The sequence below is a fragment of the Pseudomonas putida group bacterium ESBL64 genome (assembly GCF_045277175.1).
GTDB classification, from domain to species: domain Bacteria; phylum Pseudomonadota; class Gammaproteobacteria; order Pseudomonadales; family Pseudomonadaceae; genus Aquipseudomonas; species Aquipseudomonas alloputida.
Map to the genome: position 1 here is coordinate 5,641,077 of NZ_CP145799.1, position 17,451 is coordinate 5,658,527.

At 63.1% G+C, this 17,451-nt stretch carries 15 protein-coding genes; 6 read left to right on the top strand and 9 right to left on the bottom strand.

Features of this window, described 5'->3' with window-relative positions:
* Window position 1: 1 nt before the first annotated feature.
* A complete protein-coding gene (locus tag V6093_RS25570) occupies window positions 2-961 on the bottom strand; it encodes a MoxR family ATPase (RefSeq protein WP_003247242.1) in 960 nt (319 codons plus the stop codon).
* 227 nt (window positions 962-1,188) lie between these two features.
* On the opposite strand from V6093_RS25570, the gene V6093_RS25575 reads away from it, so the two are divergent.
* Window positions 1,189-2,499: a DUF2235 domain-containing protein gene (locus V6093_RS25575; RefSeq protein ID WP_265979730.1), complete on the top strand. Its 1,311-nt coding sequence runs from the start codon at window positions 1,189-1,191 to the stop codon at window positions 2,497-2,499.
* A gap of 35 nt (window positions 2,500-2,534) precedes the next feature.
* Here V6093_RS25575 and V6093_RS25580 read toward each other — a convergent pair whose 3' ends face one another.
* The 5 genes from V6093_RS25580 to mtlD all read right to left on the bottom strand — a co-directional run bounded on the left by V6093_RS25580 (window position 2,535) and on the right by mtlD (window position 9,548).
* A complete protein-coding gene (locus V6093_RS25580; RefSeq protein ID WP_406669659.1) occupies window positions 2,535-3,752 on the bottom strand; it encodes an MFS transporter in 1,218 nt (405 codons plus the stop codon).
* 59 nt (window positions 3,753-3,811) lie between these two features.
* Window positions 3,812-5,026, bottom strand: a complete 1,215-nt coding sequence (locus tag V6093_RS25585) for a benzoate/H(+) symporter BenE family transporter (RefSeq protein ID WP_014860955.1) — start codon at window positions 5,024-5,026, stop codon at window positions 3,812-3,814.
* A gap of 149 nt (window positions 5,027-5,175) precedes the next feature.
* Entirely contained in the window at window positions 5,176-6,063 is an 888-nt protein-coding gene (locus V6093_RS25590; RefSeq protein WP_014860956.1) for a dihydrodipicolinate synthase family protein, read from the bottom strand.
* Between the two features lie 44 nt (window positions 6,064-6,107).
* Entirely contained in the window at window positions 6,108-6,890 is a 783-nt protein-coding gene (locus tag V6093_RS25595) for an aldolase (RefSeq protein ID WP_004577435.1), read from the bottom strand.
* A gap of 513 nt (window positions 6,891-7,403) precedes the next feature.
* Entirely contained in the window at window positions 7,404-9,548 is a 2,145-nt protein-coding gene (gene mtlD / locus V6093_RS25600; RefSeq protein ID WP_265979728.1) for a bifunctional mannitol-1-phosphate dehydrogenase/phosphatase, read from the bottom strand.
* 396 nt (window positions 9,549-9,944) lie between these two features.
* On the opposite strand from mtlD, the gene V6093_RS25605 reads away from it, so the two are divergent.
* Window positions 9,945-10,241: a DUF3144 domain-containing protein gene (locus V6093_RS25605; protein ID WP_004577437.1), complete on the top strand. Its 297-nt coding sequence runs from the start codon at window positions 9,945-9,947 to the stop codon at window positions 10,239-10,241.
* Window positions 10,242-10,259: 18 nt separating this feature from the next.
* Here V6093_RS25605 and V6093_RS25610 read toward each other — a convergent pair whose 3' ends face one another.
* Window positions 10,260-11,153 carry a LysR family transcriptional regulator gene (locus V6093_RS25610; RefSeq protein ID WP_003247268.1) on the bottom strand — a complete coding sequence of 298 codons (894 nt, stop codon included), beginning with the start codon at window positions 11,151-11,153 and terminating at the stop codon, window positions 10,260-10,262.
* A 147-nt stretch (window positions 11,154-11,300) separates the two neighbouring features.
* Here V6093_RS25610 and V6093_RS25615 point away from each other — a divergent pair, with 147 nt between their 5' ends.
* The 4 genes from V6093_RS25615 (at window position 11,301) to V6093_RS25630 (ending at window position 16,494) form a co-directional block, all read left to right on the top strand.
* Window positions 11,301-12,380: a 4-oxalomesaconate tautomerase gene (locus V6093_RS25615; RefSeq protein WP_080756776.1), complete on the top strand. Its 1,080-nt coding sequence runs from the start codon at window positions 11,301-11,303 to the stop codon at window positions 12,378-12,380.
* Window positions 12,381-12,451: 71 nt separating this feature from the next.
* The gene (locus V6093_RS25620; protein ID WP_026031899.1) at window positions 12,452-13,759 is read left to right on the top strand and encodes a dicarboxylate/amino acid:cation symporter; all 1,308 of its coding nucleotides are present in this window, start codon (window positions 12,452-12,454) and stop codon (window positions 13,757-13,759) included.
* Between the two features lie 113 nt (window positions 13,760-13,872).
* Window positions 13,873-15,177 carry a CitMHS family transporter gene (locus V6093_RS25625; protein ID WP_064614064.1) on the top strand — a complete coding sequence of 435 codons (1,305 nt, stop codon included), beginning with the start codon at window positions 13,873-13,875 and terminating at the stop codon, window positions 15,175-15,177.
* A 63-nt stretch (window positions 15,178-15,240) separates the two neighbouring features.
* The gene (locus V6093_RS25630) at window positions 15,241-16,494 is read left to right on the top strand and encodes an OprD family porin (RefSeq protein ID WP_047604552.1); all 1,254 of its coding nucleotides are present in this window, start codon (window positions 15,241-15,243) and stop codon (window positions 16,492-16,494) included.
* Window positions 16,495-16,546: 52 nt separating this feature from the next.
* Here V6093_RS25630 and V6093_RS25635 read toward each other — a convergent pair whose 3' ends face one another.
* Window positions 16,547-16,795 carry a CsbD family protein gene (locus V6093_RS25635; RefSeq protein WP_047604553.1) on the bottom strand — a complete coding sequence of 83 codons (249 nt, stop codon included), beginning with the start codon at window positions 16,793-16,795 and terminating at the stop codon, window positions 16,547-16,549.
* A 146-nt stretch (window positions 16,796-16,941) separates the two neighbouring features.
* A complete protein-coding gene (gene soxR / locus V6093_RS25640) occupies window positions 16,942-17,397 on the bottom strand; it encodes a redox-sensitive transcriptional activator SoxR (RefSeq protein ID WP_003247276.1) in 456 nt (151 codons plus the stop codon).
* Between the last annotated feature and the right edge of the window lie 54 nt (window positions 17,398-17,451).

Genomic DNA, 17,451 nt, shown 5'->3' on the forward strand with positions numbered 1-17,451 from the left:
GTCAGGCAACGGCGACGACGTCGAGGATGCGCTGGACCACGCGGTCCTGGTCGATCCCTGCCGCCTCGGCCTCGAACGAGAGGATGATGCGGTGGCGCAGGACGTCGAACAGCACGGCCTGGATGTCTTCGGGGCTGACGAAGTCGCGCCCGGCCAGCCAGGCATGGGCACGCGCGCAGCGATCCAGCGAGATGGAGCCACGCGGGCTGGCGCCGTAGGCGATCCAGTCGGCCAGCTCGGTGTCGAACTTGGCCGGGGTGCGGGTGGCCATGACCAGCTGCACCAGGTATTCCTCCACTGCGTCGGCCATGTACAGGCCAAGGATTTCCTTGCGCGCAGCGAAGATGGCCTGCTGGCTGACCCGGCGCTCAGGCTTGGTCTCGCCGCCCAGGGCTTCACCCCGGGCCTGCGCCAGGATACGCCGCTCTACGGCGGCGTCGGGGAAGCCGATTTTTACATGCATCAGGAAGCGGTCGAGCTGGGCTTCGGGCAGCGGGTAGGTGCCTTCCTGCTCGATCGGGTTCTGCGTGGCCATGACCAGAAACAGCGGCGACAGGTCATAGGTGCTGCGGCCCACGCTGACCTGGCGCTCGGCCATGGCTTCGAGCAGCGCCGACTGCACCTTGGCCGGTGCGCGGTTGATTTCGTCGGCCAGCACCAGGTTATGGAAGATAGGCCCCTGCTGGAACACGAAGCTGCCGGTTTCCGGGCGGTAAATCTCCGTGCCGGTGATGTCGGCCGGGAGCAGGTCGGGGGTGAACTGGATGCGATGGAACTGCGCTTCGATGCCTTCTGCGAGTTCTTTGATGGCTTTGGTCTTGGCCAGGCCCGGTGCCCCTTCGACCAGCATGTGGCCGTCGGCCAGCAGCACGATCAACAGCCGTTCGACCAGTTTCTCCTGGCCTAGGATCTGGGTAGAAAGAAAAGTGCGCAGCGCGATCAGCGCTTCACGGTGTTCCATCGGCGACGGTTCCTGGTAGGGGCCTGAGGCGGCGTGAGGCAGCAGCCTTGGCAAGGGGGGATACTTTAATCTATCCGGGGGGGCGACCACCAATGGCGGCGGGTAAATTTATCGTTGCAGCCGGGCATGCGGGCAAAGAAATGTCCCACGTATGGCTGGCCATTGCCTGATGGTCCGTGACGGCGTGCTGGCGCCTGCTTGTGCTTTTCGGACAAGCAGGAGGCACGATGATGAAAATGAGCAGCGCCAGCACGGCAAACCTTACGCCGGTCACCCTGCGATTTGGCGTGTTCTTCGATGGCACCGGTAACAACCTGCACAATGCCACGACGGAGGGTGAGCAGGGGGACAAGGGCGGCAGCTATGGCAACGCCTTGAGCAATGTGGCCCTGTTGCATGCGTTGTATCCGGCTGATGCGGCCTATGCCGACGGGCCGCAGGCGTTCTTGAAGCGCTATGTGGAAGGCGTGGGCACGCTGGCGGGTGAAGCCGACCATGTCTACGCCTCGGCCACCGGGCATGGGCGCACAGGGGCCGAGGCGCGGGTTGCCGAGGCGTTGCAGGGAATGGCCGAGCAACTGCAGGCGTGGCGCCAGGCGCATCCGCAGGCAACGCTGGAGGGGGTCGAGTTCGATCTTTTCGGTTTCAGCCGCGGTGCGGCGGCGGTGCGGCATCTGGCCAACCTGCTGCACGAGGGCGCGGGCGGGCTGTTGTCGGTGGCGTGCGAAACCTCGATCAACTTTATCGGCCTGTTCGACACCGTGGCGGCGATCATCGCGCCCTTACAGGGTGACTTCGACCCTGCAGACGGCCGCCACGGTGGCCTGCGCCTGGGCCTGGGTGCGGGTATTGCCCGGCACGTGGTGCAACTGGTGGCCGAGGATGAGCGGCGGCATAACTTCCCGCTGGTGCGCAGTGGCCACGACATCGTGCTGCCGGGCGTGCACTCGAATATTGGGGGTGGTTACCCGGAGACCCTTCTGGAGCAGGTGCTGCTGTGCAAGCCGCAGTCCCAGTGTGTGCCTGCAGGCACGCGTGTCGAGCAGTGCCGCGTACATGCCAAGGTGAGCGCCTTGCTGGCTTCGACGTTTGCTGATATTGGCGAACCCAGGCCGCAAGTGATGACCTGGGAGGAGCCGATTGCCGGCGGGCGTCGGGACGAGGCGCAAAAGCAGGTCTATGCGGCGGTGTACCGGGAGCGGTACGTGGCGGGGCACTTGTCCCGGGTGTACTTGAGCGTGATGCGGGCGTTGGCGGTGCGCGCTGGCGTGCCGTTTGCGCCGTTGGGGGCGCAGGCTGAGCATCGGCTGCCGGAAGAGTTGTCGGGCATCAGCCGAAAACTGCATGCCTTCGCCTTGGGGGAAACTGGCCAAGTGGGGTTGAGCGAGGAAGAACAGCGGATGTTGCGCGACAGATACATGCATACGTCAGCGAACTGGAATGCACTGAAGGGCTTGCGCAACAGTGTGCTGGATGTGCTGTTCGTCAATCGGCCGGGGGCAGGCGGGCGCGTGGTGCATGCCAACCCGGCGCAATGAATGACTGATCCTGGCCTGGCAATGCTGCACCGGGCCTACAGGGCGCGCGCCAGCTGTTCAGTCGCGCGCCTTCTGGCTGAATACGTCTCCTGTGCCAGGGTCAGCAGCACCGTCAGCAGCATGAACACCACCGATGCGACGAAAATCCCGTTGGGCAGGCGCTGATCGAGCATCCAGCCGAACGCCACCGGCCCGATGGCACCGCCGACGTTGAACCCGGTCGACACCAGGCCGAAGGTTTTGCCCTCGGCCCCGGGTGGCGCCGCCGCCTTGACCAGCATGTCCCGTGATGGGGCGATGACCCCGGTGAGCAAGCCGATGGCACCCAGTACGACCACCAATGCCCAGCCCTGCAGCAGCCCCAGCGCCACCAGCGCGGTCAGCGCAGCCGCCAGCGCGAAGGCCAGTGCCGCCACCAGGCCATGGCGCCGGGTACGGTCGGCCAAAGCGCCCCCGCACAGCACGCCGGCTGCGCTGCTCAGCAGGAAAGCGGTGAGCGCGGCGTTGGCCCAGGCCAGTGTCAGGCCTTGGCCCTGGACCAAAGCGGCTACGGAGAACTTCTCGATGGCGCTGGTGCTCAGGTTGAGCAGGATGAACAGCACCGTCAGCACGCCGATCATGGGGGTGAACAAGCGTACCCGGCCTGTTGTTGCGGCCGGGCCTGCGCCTTGTGGGTTGGCAGGCCTGGCGACCCGGTACACGCCACTGCCTGGTATCGAAATCAGCAGCAGCGCGGCTACCCCGAATGCCGCGCCCGCCGCCAGGGCTGCCCGCGTGCCGAACGCTGCGGCGATGCCAAGAAATACTGCAGGTGTAACGGCCGAACCGAGGAAACCGGCAAAGGTATGAATAGAGAACGACCGCCCCAGGCGCGCGGGCTCGATGCCGTTGGCCAGCAGCGCATAGTCGGCCGGGTGGTACACACCGTTGGCCAGGCCAGCCATGGCCATCGCCACCAGCAATACCGCATACCCGGGGCTGGCCGCCAGCAGCACGAAGCTGAGGCTGCCCAGCAACAGCCCGGCCTTGAGCACTTTACGTGCACCATAGTGGTCGACGGCATAACCCAGCGGGGCCTGTACCAGCGCGGAGACGATGTTGAACACCGCCAGGGCTACGCCCAGCTCTACGAAGCCTACGCCCAGCAGGCCGGGCAGCACGGGCAGTAGCGCCGGGATCAGCATGATGTGCACATGGCTGACGAAGTGCACGGCAGCAATTTGGGTCAGCAGCTTGGGGCCAGCGTGGGGCATGTCGATACCTGTTGAACAGCGTGCGCCCCTGGCGCACGGCAAGGTGGTGGAAAGCCCGCTTAGCGGGAGGCGCCCCGCAAACCGGGCAGGCGACCGTTCAGGACAACGTGGGCCAGCAGACCAATGACCAGGCCCCAGAAAGCCCCGCCAATGCCCAACAGGCTGATGTTGGCCGCCGCCGCCAGGAAGGTGATCAGTGCTGCCTCGCGTGAACGGGCATCGGCCAGGGCGCTGGCCAGGCTGGCGCCGATGGTGCCCAGCAGGGCAAGGCCCGCCAGGGTGGTGATAAAGGTGCCCGGCAGGGCCATGAAGACACTCGCCAGCGTGACCCCGAACACCCCGACGAGGATGTAGCAGACACCGGCGGCGATACCCGCCACCCAGCGCTTGTCCGGGTTTTCATGGGCTTCCTTGCCGGTGCAGATGGCCGCGGTGATGGCCGCGATGTTGAACGCGTGTGAACCGAAGGGCGCCATCAGCAACGAGCCGATGCCGGTGACGGCGACAATCGGGTTGGCGCTGGTCTTGAAACCATCGTTGCGCAGCACCAGCATGCCGGGCATGTACTGGCCGGTGAGGGTGATCAGGAACAACGGCAGGGCCACGCTGAGGGCCGCGTTGAGGGAGAAGGTGGGCGCGGTGAAAACCGGTGAGGCGAATTCCAGCCGCAACGTGGTCAGGCCCACTTGCCCCTGCAGCAACAGGTAGCCCAGGCCCAGCAGCAGTATGGCGACCACGGCGTAACGGGCGGTGAAGCGTTTGAAGGCCACATACGCTGCAATCAGCAGCCCGGCGAGGGTGGGGTCGACCGACAGGCTGGCAAAGGCACCGATGCCGAACTGCAGCAGGATGCCGGCCAGCAGGCCGGCGGCAATGCCGCCGGGCACGACGCGCACCAGCCGCTCGAAGCACCCGCTCAGCCCCAGCACCACGAAGCCGGCGGCCGACAGCAGGTAGGCACCTATGGCCTCGCTGTAGGGCACGCTGGCCAGGGCGGTGACCAGGAACGCGGCGGCTGGCGTGGACCAGGCTGTGATGACCGGCTCGCGGCTGTACCAGGACAATGCCAGGCCGCTGAGGCCGACGCCGATCGACACCGCCCAGACCCACGATGACGTCAGCTCCGGGCTCAGCCCGGCCACTTTGGCCGCCTGGAACACCAGGATGAACGTGCCGCCGTAGTTGACGATCACCGAAACGATTCCGGCAATCACCGGGTGAAGGATGTCTGTCAGCCTGAGCGGGGTTGTAGAGCTTTGAGCAGGCGCGTCCATGGTTGCCTCTGGTAATGGTCAGATGAGGAGCAGTTTTGTGCGGCGAAGGGGTAATCCGACTGCAGCGTCATTGGCCCTTTCGCAGCCCAAGGCTGCTCCTGAAGAAAAAGACTGCCCGACAGCGACAGGCTGCCGGGCAGGTTTGGGCGTCAGTTGGCCAGCGCCACCAGCAAGCTTTTCAGGTGATTACTGCCTTGCGCATCCAGCGGCTGCAGGGGCAGGCGTGGGGCGCCGACCTCCTGGCCGAGCATTTTCAGGCCGGCCTTGATGGTGGTCGGCAGGCCACGGCGGGTGATGTACTCCAGCAGCTCGTACTGGCGGTAGAACAACGCACGGGCTTCGGCCAGATCGCCTTGTTGTACGGCGTCCCACAGCGCCAGGTTGAGTGCCGGGATCAGGTTGGGCGCGGCGGTACACCAGCCCGTGGCGCCGGCCACCAAGGCTTCCAGGGTCAGCGGGTTGCAACCGTTGTAGAACGCCACCTGACCATCTGTAGCCGTGAACAGGCGGTGCATGCGCTGGATGTCACCGGTGCTTTCCTTGACCATGGTCACAGTGGGCACTTCGCCGAGGATACGCAGGATCAGCTCCACCGACAGGTCGGTGCCGCTGGTGCCCGGGTTGTTGTAGAGCATGATCGGAATGTCGATGGCGGCGCCGACCGCCTTGTAGTGGGCGACCACTTCGGCTTCGGTGAGCTTCCAGTAAGAGATGGGCAGCACCATCACCGCCGTAGCACCGCAGGCCTGTGCCAGGCGGGCACGCTGCACGGTGCGGGCGGTGGTCAGGTCGGAGACGCTGACCACGCTGGGTACGCGCCCGGCAATGCGTACCTGGCTGAAACGCACCACGGTTTCCCATTCGCTGTCGGACAGGTAAGCCCCTTCGCCGGTGCTGCCCAGCGGCGCGATGGCGTGCACGCCGTCTGCAATCAGGCTATCGATGGACGTGCCCAAGGCGTCCAGGTCGAGTGTGCCGTCTGCCGTGAAGGGAGTGATGGTGTAGCCGATAACGCCGCGAATTACAGGTGTAGACATGACCAGGCACCTTTGCCGTTGTTGAGGAAAGAGTACAGCTTCGATCAGCCCAGGCAGTCGCCATGGGCACGCAAGGCTCGGCGCGCGTAGTAGCTGAAGGCGGCACCGTGACGTTTGGGGGTGGAAATCCAGTCGTGGGCCTCTTTGCCCAGTGCTTCGGGGATGGGGCGGATGTCACCGGCGCCCATGGCCAGCAGTTGCATCTTTGCTGCGCGCTCGAACAGCAGGGCGAGCACGCAGGCTTCCTCGATCGAACGCCCAGCGATCAGCAGGCCATGATGGGAAAGCAGGATTGCGCGCTTGTCGCCAATCGCGTTCGCGATGATTTCGCCTTCTTCGTTGCCCACCGGCACACCGGGCCATTCCTTGAGGAATGCACAGTCGTCGAACAGGGGGCACAGGTCCATGTGCGAGATGGCCAGCGGAACTTCCAGCATCGACAAGGCGGCGCTGTGCAACGGGTGGGTGTGGATGATGCAGTTGACGTCGGGGCGGGCGCGGTACAGCCAGCTGTGGAAGCGGTTGGCCGGGTTGGCCATGCCACGGCCTTGCAGCACCGTCAGGTCTTCGTCCACCACCAGCAGGTTGGAGGCAGCGATTTCGTCGAAGCCAAGCCCCAGTTGTTGGGTGTAGTAGGTGCCAGGTTCCTGCGCACGCGCAGTGATCTGCCCGGCCAGGCCAGAGTCGTGGCCGCCGTCGAACAGGATACGGCAGGTGAGGGCGAGCTTTTGTCGCACGGTGTAGGTGTTGTCGGTCAGCGCTGTCAGCATCTGTTGCTGGGCGAGTTTGACAAGCTGGTCCTTGGGGGTGTGCATGGTGGTCGTCATGGGCGGTACCTGCAGGGAAAAGGGCGGGCGCTGGCTGATCGTCGTGATGGCGCTGCCAGGACACACAGCGATCTTAATGACACCTTGTGTCATTAGCAAGCCTTGTGTCATATCAAGTGAAGGTCGGCAGGCGTCATGGGGAATGGAGTGTTCAGGCTGTCCATGCCGCAGCGGCTGCGGCAGAGGTTGAATGCAGGATTCGGGCATGCAGGCATGCGTGGTACGTTCTGTTAGCAAAACCACGAGATGCTGAAACCTGGCGCGATCAAGTTGGGCGCGGGCTTGCCCCGCGAACACCGGCGAAGCCGATGCCATTCACCGCGCTGGATTCTTCGCGGGCAAGCCCGTTCCTACAGGTATCGCGCAGGCTTGAGGCTGATGCAATACCTGTGGGGACAACGGTCTTGCACAACACCTGAAAGCTAGCGCGATCAAGTTGGGCGCGGGCTTGCCCCGCGAACATCGACGGAGCCGGTGCCATTCACCGCGATGGTTTCAGGCATATGCAGTACCTCATGCGCCTATGCAAAGGTCATCCCGTCGGGTGGCCATATCCCTTTGCGGGTACTGCCGGAAAGCATCTGAAATGGCGGTGATCAGCTGCGCATCCGTGATCGGGTCCAGCCCTGGAAAACGCTTGCCATTACAGTCACTGTCATGCGTAAGCACGGCCTCGACGCTGGTGTGGTTATCCCGATAAACTTGCCTGATCGCCCGGGCTTCCTGATCCTTGTCGTCCTCGCATTGCAGGGCATGGTGAATGGCCAGGGCCGCGCCAAACGCCAGGGCCGGGGTTGCAATACCGTGCTTGCGGGCAAGGTCGATGCTGCTGAGGATGCGTTCGTTGCGTTGCAGCTTGCGCAAGGGGTCGCGGCCTACCCGGGCGCAGGGGTCTTTGAACGAGGTTTTGCAGCGCTCGAGGAATGCCTCGGCAAAGCGGCTGACCACCTCGGCCATCTGTGGGTATTCGGCCACCAGTGCGGGCGCGACCTCCTGGCGAATCAGGCGCTCGGCCAGTTCACTCACCCGCGCATCGCCCATGCCCTGGCCGACCCAGGCATGGCCCAGCAGGCTGGCGTACCAGGCCACGATGGCGTGCGGGCCGTTCCACAGGCGGTTCTTGATGATCTGGATCTGGGCGATGTCTGGCACTGTCTTCACCTGGCGCAGGCGTTCGAGCAGATCGCTGCCGCGTTCGGCGTAAAGCGGCATGTCAGCTTCGCTGTTGAACAGCACCAGATGCAGCTGGCTCATGGCGCTGCTGGGCTGTGCAAAGGGCCTGAAGTGGCCGATCAGCCGTTCGTACTCTGGTAGCGGCGCTGAAGGTTTGCGGGTGCTTGCGGGCTCGTCTTCCAGGCTGTTCTGGAACATCTGTGACTTGATGCGCAGTTGCCGTACCAGCGCGTCATTGCCCAGTTTGGACACGATGCGGCTTACCACCGTTTCGGCGAAATGGGTCTTTTGCATAACCTGCTCGCTGATCGCAGGCGGGCACAGTAGCGACAACTCGGCTTGCACATGACGCCGCACGAACGCCGCACCGCCAACCTTGTTCAGCACGATCAGCAGGGTCAGCTCCCGGCCTCGGCGCTCGAAGCGTTGCAGCAGGCCTTGGGCGATCACCCTGGCCTGGCTTCTGATGGCCTGCTCGGGCAGGCTCAGGCCGATGATTTCGGCAGTGGTGTACATGCCGATCACGGCGTCGTCATCGTCCATGTCGATCATGCGCACGTTGTCGATGGTCTGGTCGAACGATGTGGCACCGTAGCGCACGCTGTAGCGGCCGAAGGCGCTGACGCTTTCGCGCAGCATGCGCGAGCGGGTTGCGGCAATGATTTCACGCGGTCGGGTGTAGCCGTCCCAATGGGAAAATACCTGCGTCAGGTAACCGCCGCCGATGGCGCCGAAACCATGAATGCCCACGCTGAACTGGTTCATCGAGGCCGGGAACGGCTCACTCAATGCAGGCATGCCCAGGTCGGGTACGCACGCGCTCAGGTCGGCGAGAAACTCATGCATGCTGCGGTAGGCTTTGAGCGCGCCCGCCTTGATTTCCGGCGCAGGCGGCTTGATGTCCTCGATCAGGATCGCCTGCCCTTCGGCGCGCATCGCTGACAGCATGCCGTTTTCCGAGTCCTCGACCATGAAGCACTGGCCTGGCTCGCAATTGAGCGCGCGGGCGGCTTTCAGAAAAATCTCGGGGTGGGGTTTGCCTTGGCTGACTTCATCGCCACAAACGGTGATGTCGAAGTACTTCAGCACGTTGGCGTTGATCAGGTATTCCTCGGCGATGGCACGGCGGCTGGAGGTGGCCACCGCCATGGTCAGGCCTGATTTGCGCAAGCGCTCCAGCACCTCCAGCAGGCCGGCCTTGATTGGTACGCCGTGATTGCGCACGTACTCCAGCTCAAGTTCATCGGCGCGTTGGCGGATTTGTGCGTACGGGAAGTCTTCGCCGTTATGCGCCTTGGCGAGGGCTTCGGCCTTTTTTGCGCTCAGGCCCAGCGAGCCAATCAGGGTCTGCTCGCTCAGCGCTTTGCCGAAGATTTCCAGAGACGCTTGCTTGAGTGTCTTGAAGCGCAGGCGCTCGGTGTCGAAGAGGGTGCCATCCATATCGAAGATGGCGCTGAAGATGTGTTTACCGTGAAAGAAAAGCATTGGTTGTTGCCCCTTGTCGTTGCGTCAGGCATCCCGCCTGCAACAGGCGAGAACGGTGTGTGAGCTGCAGTGCAGGCAGTCAGGTCGGGGGCACACGTTCGACAGGGGGACGCTCAGGAGTGACGCAGAGGTAAGGCGGGGCGGAGCGGGGCGTGCAGAGGAGGTTGGCAACCGTTGAGGCGAGGTGGGTGGCGCGTTTGGCCTTGAGGTCACGCCCACTGGCTGCAGTCGGTTTTGCAGGCAGTGGGCGCAAATAGCGATGGATACGTGTGATTCCAAGCATGAGGTGCTTTGCTTCCTTTTCGTCATGGGTGATCCTTTTTCAGCCTTGCACGTATGCGCCGCGACATGCAAGGCTTGGCCTCCCGCTCGCATTGCGCAACAAGGTGAACCCCAATGACTCAAGCTACCGACCAGGCCTTTTACGATCGCGCCGATGCGCACATCGAACTGGCGAACCAGCAGATCGAAAAGTTCGAAGACCTGGGCAAGGTAAGCGCCTCGCTGACCTTCGGTGCCGCGCGCTTCAGCGCCTGGATGAGCGCCCGCAGCTTCAAGAGCGGCGCGGAGCTGGGTGCGGCACGGGAAGAGATTCTGAAGTACTTCTGCGATCAGTACCGGATGATGCTCGAGGACAACCTCGATGAGCATATCGAGCATTTTGACCGGTACATGCTGGGTAAGAACGACTAAGGCCGCGCGCGGCTTCCTTCAGCGATTTGGCCATTTCTGCAGCAGGATCGAAACGAATTTCTCCGCAGCCGGCGACAGCGATGCGCCGCGCCGGTACACCAGCCCTAGCGTGCGGGTGACTTGCGGCTCGATCAACGGCACGCTCACCAGCGTGGGGTGGTCGGCATTGGGCATGGCCAGGCTGGGCATGGCGGACACGCCCAGCCCGGCCTCGACCATGCCCAGCGACGTGGACAGGTGTTGCACTTCGTAGAACCACTTGGGCCGCAGGTTGAGCCCGGACAACGCATGGTCCAGCAGCATGCGGTTGCCACTCAGGCGGCCGACGCCGATCAGGCGGTAATCAGCCAGCTCTGTCCAGGTAACGGAGGCGCGGTTCGCCAGTGGGTGGTCACGCCGGCAGGCCAGTACAAAGTGCTCCTGCACCAGCGAGACAAACTCGATGTCCGGGTGCTGGCCGCTCATCATGTTGATGCCGAAGTCGGCTTCGCCGCGCAGCACGGCTTCGAGCCCGTCGTTGGCGCTAAGGTCCAGCAGGCGAATACGGATTTTCGGGTATTGCTCGTTGTAATCGCGGATCACCGACGGCAGGAAGTAGAACGCCGCGGTAGGGATGCAGGCGAGGGTAACCTGACCGGTCTGGCGCTCGGCCAGCTCGCGGATGCTGAGGATCGAGTCTTCAAAATCATCCAGCAGGCGCCTGGCCTTGGGCAGGAAGTCGCGGCCCACGCTGGTCAGGCTGACCCGGCGAGTGGTGCGTTCCAGTAGGGAGGTGCCCAGGCCTTCCTCCAGCTTCTTGATCCGCCGGCTCAGGGCCGGCTGCGACAGGTGAAGCGCTTCGGCGGCCTCATGAAAACTGCCCAGTTCGGCGATTTTCACGAAAGATCTGATGTCTTGCAGCTCATATTCCATAAGAAAACCTTCGACTGGCCTGGCGCTTTATTTATGTTTGAATCGCAATAATAGCTACGATATTTGCATTGGATTGATTTATCCATCCCTGTCACTCTTTTGCTCACAGCATCAATGATGTCCATTGATCAACAAGAGTGCGAAATCATGCAACGAATTCCTTGCGTACTCATGCGCGGCGGTACCTCCAAAGGGCCTTTCTTCCACGCCTGGGACCTGCCTGCCAATGTGGTCGAGCGCGACGAGTTGCTGATCAACCTCATGGGCTCTGGCCATGAACTGGAAATCGACGGCATCGGTGGCGGCAGCCCGCAGACCAGCAAGGTGGCGATCATCAGCCCGTCATTGCACGCCGACGCCGACGTCGACTACCTGTTCGTGCAGGTGATGGTCGCACAGCGCCGGGTCGATACGGCCCCCAACTGCGGCAACATGCTGTGTGCGGTTGGGCCATTCGCCATCGAACAGGGATTGGTAAAAGGCCAGGAAGGCAAGACCTTGGTGCGCATCCGTAACCTCAACACTGGCACCTTCGTCAATTCGTTGGTCGAAACGCCCGGCGGTATCGTGCGCTACGAAGGCCGTACGGCGATCGATGGGGTGCCGGGCACTGCGGCCCCGGTGCACCTGACCTTCCTCGACGCGGTCGGCAGCAAGACCGGCAAGCTGTTCCCCACGGGCAAGGCCCAGGACGTGATTGATGGCGTGCCGGTGACCTGCATCGACATGGCCATGCCGATGATGGTGGTGGAGGCCAGCCAGTTGGGTGTCAGCGGCTCGGAAACCCCGGCTCAGCTGGACGCCAACAGCGCGCTGCTCGAACGCCTGGAAGCGTTGCGGCTGAAGGCCGGAAAGGCCATGGGCCTGGGCGATGTCAGTGGCATGGTCATCCCCAAGCCAGTGCTGGTGTCCAAGCCGCGCTACGACGGCACGCTGCAGGTTCGCTATTTCATGCCGCACAATTGCCATCGTGCCTTGGCGATCACGGGAGCGGTGGGGCTGGCGACTGCCTGCGTCAGCCCTGGCACCGTGATTGTCGACCTGTTGGGCGAAGGCGCGCAGCAACTGGCCGAGGTCCGCCTGGAGCACCCAAGTGGCGGCATCGATGTTGCGCTGACGCGCAGCGGTGCCGAGGGCCAGACGATCCAGGCTTCGGTGGTGCGAACCGCCCGGCGGCTCTTCTCAGGGTTCGTCTACGCCCCTACATTCCGCAGGTTGGCCGGGTAGCTCCAGGCACCAATCCAGACCTGCACATTCGTAACAAGCGCATCCGCACAATTTCAACAATGGGTGATGCCATGAGACTCGCCAAATCGCTGTATTTCCAGATTCTCTGCGCCGTCCTGCTGGGCGTGGTGGTCGGACACTTCTGGGCGCAACAGGCCGTGGCCCTCAAGCCGCTGGGTGATGCGTTCATCAAGCTGATCAAGATGATGATCGCGCCGGTGGTGTTCTGCACCATCGTCACCGGCATCGCCGGCATGACCGACAAGCGTTCCCTGGGGCGCTTGATGAGCAAGACCCTGCTGCTGTTCCTGGGGCTGACGGTGGTCAGCCTGGTGATCGGACTGGCGGCGGTTTACCTGTTCAAGCCAGGTGCCGGCATGAACATCGATCCTGCCACCCTGAGCACAGCGGGCCTGAGCCAGTACACCGCGTCGGCCGCCAAGCTGAGTGTGGTGGACTTTTTCATGCACATCATCCCGGACACCTTCATCGGTGCCTTCAACAAGGGTGAGGTCTTGCCGGTGCTGTTCATCGCCGTACTCAGCGGTTTCGCCCTCTCGTCGATGGGCGAAAAGGGCAAGCCGGTACTGGACGTGCTGGAGTCGGCCTCGACCATGGTGTTCCGCATCTTCGGCTACCTGATGCGCTTTGCCCCGGTCGGCGCTTTCGGCGCACTGGCATTCACCGTGGGCCAGTACGGGATTACGTCCCTTGGTGCGCTGGCCAAGCTGGTGGGGACGTTGTACATCGCCTGCGCCTTCTTCGTGCTGGTGGTGCTCGGTGGCATCTGCCGCGCCCATGGCTTCAGCCTGTGGAAGTTGCTGCGCTATTTCCGCGAAGAGTTCCTCGTGGTGCTGGGTACTTCCTCCACCGAGCCGGTGCTGCCGCGCATGCTCGAGAAACTCGAGAAGCTTGGGTGCAAGAAAGGCGTGGTTGGCCTGGTGCTGCCCACTGGCTACTCGTTCAACCTGGACGGTACTGCGATCTATCTGTCGTTGGCAGCCGTCTTCATCGCACAGGCCTGCAACATCGACCTGAGCCTGGGCCAGGTGGTCACCATGCTGGCGATCATGCTGCTGTCCTCCAAGGGCGCGGCAGGTGTCACCGGCAGCGGTTTCGTGGCCTTGGCTTCGACCCTTACCGTGATCCACGACATACCCCTGGCCGGCCTGGCCCTGTTGATCGGGGTCGACCGCTTCATGTCGGAAGCCCGTGCGCTGACGAGTCTTGCCAGCAACGCAGTGGCGACGGTGGTGGTTTCGTTGTCGGAAAACGCCTGTGACCGCCAGACGCTGCACAGCCGCCTGAACGGCGAGCCGGTGGTCAGCCCCGTTGCTGAAACAGCCGACTGGGTCGCCGAACCACACCGCCACGGCTGAGCCCCGACACCTCAAGCTTTTCACAGGCCCCCACCAGGCGTTGCCGGGTGGGGGTCAGGGGGCCGTCTGCGCTGCAGGTGGCCACATAGACAATAAAAACAAGAGAACAAACCATGCTCGCACTTCTGGGCCTGATCATGGTGGTGACCTTCACCTACCTGATCATGAGTAAACGTCTGTCCCCGATCGTCGCGCTGACCATCGTGCCGATTGTTTTCGCCCTTATTGGCGGTTTCGCGCCAGACCTGGGCAAGATGATGCTCGATGGGCTGAAAATGGTCGCACCGTCTGCCGCGCTGCTGCTGTTCGCCATCCTGTTCTTCGGCCTGATGATCGACGCCGGCCTGTTCGACCCGCTGATCCGCAAGATCCTCAAGCGGGTGAATGGCGACCCGATCAAGATCGCTATCGGCACCGCTCTGCTGTCGCTGCTGGTGGCGCTGGACGGTGATGGCACCACGACTTACATGATTACCTGCGCTGCCATGCTGCCGCTGTACAAGCGCATCGGCATGAACCCGATGATCCTGGCGACCGTATCGATGCTGTCATTGAGCATCATGAGCGGCATGAGCCCGTGGGGTGGTCCCGCCACCCGTGCCATTGCCGCGCTCGGTCTGGATGCGACTGACTACTTCATTCCGATGTTGCCCACCGTCATCGGTGGGGCGGCGTGGGTCGTGTTCACCGCCTACCTGCTGGGCCGTGCCGAGCGCCGGCGTATCGGCAATATTGCCCTGGAGTCCGGTGGCGGCAACTGCTACATCAAGGAAATCCTTGGCGACAACCCGCACAAGCGCCCGCGCCTTGCCTATGTGAACCTGGTGCTGGTGATCGCCGTGATGACCGCGCTGGTGCTGGGGCTGATGCACGCGGCCATCCTGTTCATGATCGGTTTCGTCGCCGCACTGATGATCAACTACCCGCAGCTGGACCTGCAGAAAGAGCGCATCCTCGCCCATTCGGGCAACGCCATGACCGTGGTGCTGCTGGTGTTCGCCGCAGGCATCTTTGCCGGTATTTTCTCGGGTACCAAGATGGTCGATGCATTGGCCCAGACGCTGGTGGACTGGATTCCGGATGCGTGGAGCCACTGGTTCCCGCTGGTGGTGGCGCTGACCAGCATGCCGCTGACCTTCGTGCTGTCCAACGACGCGTACTACTTTGGCGTTGTGCCGATCCTGGCCAATGCGGCGGCGGCCTATGGCATCGACCCTGTAGAGATCGCCCGCGCTTCGGTGCTGGGCCAGCCGGTGCACCTGATGAGCCCATTGGTAGCCTCGACCCTGCTGCTGGTGGGCATGGTCGATCGCGACATCGGCGACTTCCAGAAAGCCACTGTGAAATGGGCGGTGCTCACCTCGCTGGTGATCACGGCGCTGGCACTGCTGACGGGCGCCTTGTCCTTCTTCGTCTGAACGCTTCTGGTGCTGCCAGGCGCAACGCCTGCTCATCCCTAAAACAACAATAGAGTACCGATCATGTCCCGAGCTGTGTTCCGTGGGGCCACCTGTGGCCTGCTGTGCGGCTGGCTGCCTGTTGCCGGCGCTTCCGGTTTTGTCGATGACAGCAAGCTCAAGCTGCAGTTGCGCAACGTGTATTTCAACGAGAATTTCCGTGACGAGCAGGGTATGAGCGCCCGCGCCGCCGCCACTGCCAAAAGCGAACGGGTGGAGTGGGCTCAAGGCTTTCTGCTCGATTACCAGTCCGGCTTCACCCAAGGCACCCTCGGCCTGGGTCTCGACGCCTTGGGCCTGGTCGGCGTCAAGCTCGACTCCGGCCGTGGGCGCAGCGGCACCGGGTTGCTGCCAGTGCATGACGATGGCCGCGCGGCCGACGAATTCGCCAGCGCCGGTATCACGGCCAAAGCCCGCCTGGGCAGCACCGTGGTCAAGCATGGCACCTTGCTGCCCAAGACGCCGGTACTGGTGTACAACGATGCACGCCTGCTGCCGCAGACTTACCAGGGAACCCAGCTGACCAGCACCGACATCGATAACCTCACCCTTACCGCTGGCCACCTGGACCGCTTCAAACAGCGCGACTCATCCAATAGTACCGGGTTGTACCTGGACGGGTATGGCGGCCCAGCGTCTGGCGACTTCAGCTTCGCCGGTGCTGACTATGCCGTCAGCAAGCAACTGCGCCTGAGTTATTTCCATGGCGAGCTCGAGCATTTCTACCGCCAGGACTTCGCCGGGCTGGTGCACGACCTGCCGCTGGGCGGCGGCGTGCTGACCACCGACCTGCGTTACTTCAAAAGCCGCGACAGCGGTACGGCGTATGGCGGTGGCATCGACAACGACATGTTCAGCGGCCAACTGTCGTACGCCCACTCCGGGCATACCGTCGGCGCAGGTTACCAGGTGCTCGATGGTGAAGCGGGGCTGCCGTATATCAGTGGGGCAACGGTCTATTCGTTCAGCAACGTCGGCATCGGCAAGTTCATCGAAGAGGAAGAGAAGACCTGGATGGCCAGCTACGCCTACAACTTCGCTGCCGCCGGGGTGCCGGGGCTGACCTTCATGACGCGCTACCTGAGTGGCGACAATGGCCGCTCAGGTGGCGAGGGCATCAAAGAATGGGAGCGTGACGCCGAGATTGCCTACGTGGTGCAGGGTGGGCCGCTGAAAGGGCTGGGCGTAAAGCTGCGAAACTATGTGTATCGATCAGATTTCGCCCGCGGCCGAGACAGCAATCGCCTTTACCTGACCTACGATATCGCCATCTGGTGATGGCGCAGGCCGGACAAGATATCCGGCCCTGAACCGCCTGAGGCGCCGTGGTTCAGCGGCGCAGCAGGCGAGAGACCACCAGTGTGACGGCGGCGGTGATGGCCAGTGCGGCGAAGGGCTTTTCCTTGACGAACGAGGACACCGTGTCCAGGGTATCGCCGTAGGTCTTGGTCAACTGGCCTGCGGCCTGACGCGCATCGCCTTCGGCTTCCAGTGCCGGGTCTTCGATCAGGCGACCTACGGCGCTTTGCGCCTTGCCAGCCAGGTCCTCTGCTACACCTTCGATCTGTTCGCGTTTCATGATGGCTTAGTTCCTTCCTGTGAGCGGCTTTGGGTTAACAGCACAGGGTTAGGGCGGTGAATCGCCGCAATGGTTCAAAGCGACTGTTTGTCACCTGCAGGTCATGCGCGCCGGCAAAGCGGCGCACCTGGCATGAGCGCGCGAGGCTAGCGGGCCTTCTTTTCGAGGATTCGCGCCCCGGTCCCTTCCTTGCCCAGCACATCCTCGGGGTTGCGCAGCGGGCAGTCTTCCAGCGACAGGCAACCGCAGCCAATGCAGTTGTCGAGGCTGTCGCGCAGTGCTTCCAGTGTGCGAATGCGGGCATTCAGGTCTTCGCGCCAGGCCGTGGACATCTCGCTCCATTGTGCTGCCGTGAGCTTGCTGTTGGGGGCATAACGGCTGAAGGCCTGTTTGATTTCCTCCAGCGGAATTCCCGTGCGCTGGGCTACCTTGATGATCGCCAGGGTACGCAGCACCAGCGAGGGATAGCGGCGCTGGTTGCCTGCCGTGCGGACGCTGGCGATCAGCCCCTTGGTTTCGTAGAAGTGCAGCGCAGATACCGCCACACCGCTGCGCTTGGCCACTTCACCCACTGTGAGCATCCGTGTGTTGTCCGCTGCCATGCCTGTTGACCTCAAGTAAAGTTGAGCTTTTATAGTCCTGCCCGATCTTCCCTG

Excerpts from the sequence above, each read along its gene's own strand:
- V6093_RS25625 (WP_064614064.1), top strand. The coding sequence starts at position 13,873 with ATGCTCGCACTTCTGGGCCTGATCATGGTGGTGACCTTCACCTACCTG.
- V6093_RS25570 (WP_003247242.1), bottom strand. The coding sequence starts at position 961 with ATGGAACACCGTGAAGCGCTGATCGCGCTGCGCACTTTTCTTTCTACC.
- V6093_RS25615 (WP_080756776.1), top strand. The coding sequence starts at position 11,301 with ATGCAACGAATTCCTTGCGTACTCATGCGCGGCGGTACCTCCAAAGGG.
- V6093_RS25620 (WP_026031899.1), top strand. The coding sequence starts at position 12,452 with ATGAGACTCGCCAAATCGCTGTATTTCCAGATTCTCTGCGCCGTCCTG.
- mtlD (WP_265979728.1), bottom strand. The coding sequence starts at position 9,548 with ATGCTTTTCTTTCACGGTAAACACATCTTCAGCGCCATCTTCGATATG.
- V6093_RS25585 (WP_014860955.1), bottom strand. The coding sequence starts at position 5,026 with ATGGACGCGCCTGCTCAAAGCTCTACAACCCCGCTCAGGCTGACAGAC.
- V6093_RS25590 (WP_014860956.1), bottom strand. The coding sequence starts at position 6,063 with ATGTCTACACCTGTAATTCGCGGCGTTATCGGCTACACCATCACTCCC.
- soxR (WP_003247276.1), bottom strand. The coding sequence starts at position 17,397 with ATGGCAGCGGACAACACACGGATGCTCACAGTGGGTGAAGTGGCCAAG.
- V6093_RS25605 (WP_004577437.1), top strand. The coding sequence starts at position 9,945 with ATGACTCAAGCTACCGACCAGGCCTTTTACGATCGCGCCGATGCGCAC.
- V6093_RS25575 (WP_265979730.1), top strand. The coding sequence starts at position 1,189 with ATGATGAAAATGAGCAGCGCCAGCACGGCAAACCTTACGCCGGTCACC.
- V6093_RS25635 (WP_047604553.1), bottom strand. The coding sequence starts at position 16,795 with ATGAAACGCGAACAGATCGAAGGTGTAGCAGAGGACCTGGCTGGCAAG.
- V6093_RS25630 (WP_047604552.1), top strand. The coding sequence starts at position 15,241 with ATGTCCCGAGCTGTGTTCCGTGGGGCCACCTGTGGCCTGCTGTGCGGC.
- V6093_RS25580 (WP_406669659.1), bottom strand. The coding sequence starts at position 3,752 with ATGCCCCACGCTGGCCCCAAGCTGCTGACCCAAATTGCTGCCGTGCAC.
- V6093_RS25595 (WP_004577435.1), bottom strand. The coding sequence starts at position 6,890 with ATGACGACCACCATGCACACCCCCAAGGACCAGCTTGTCAAACTCGCC.
- V6093_RS25610 (WP_003247268.1), bottom strand. The coding sequence starts at position 11,153 with ATGGAATATGAGCTGCAAGACATCAGATCTTTCGTGAAAATCGCCGAA.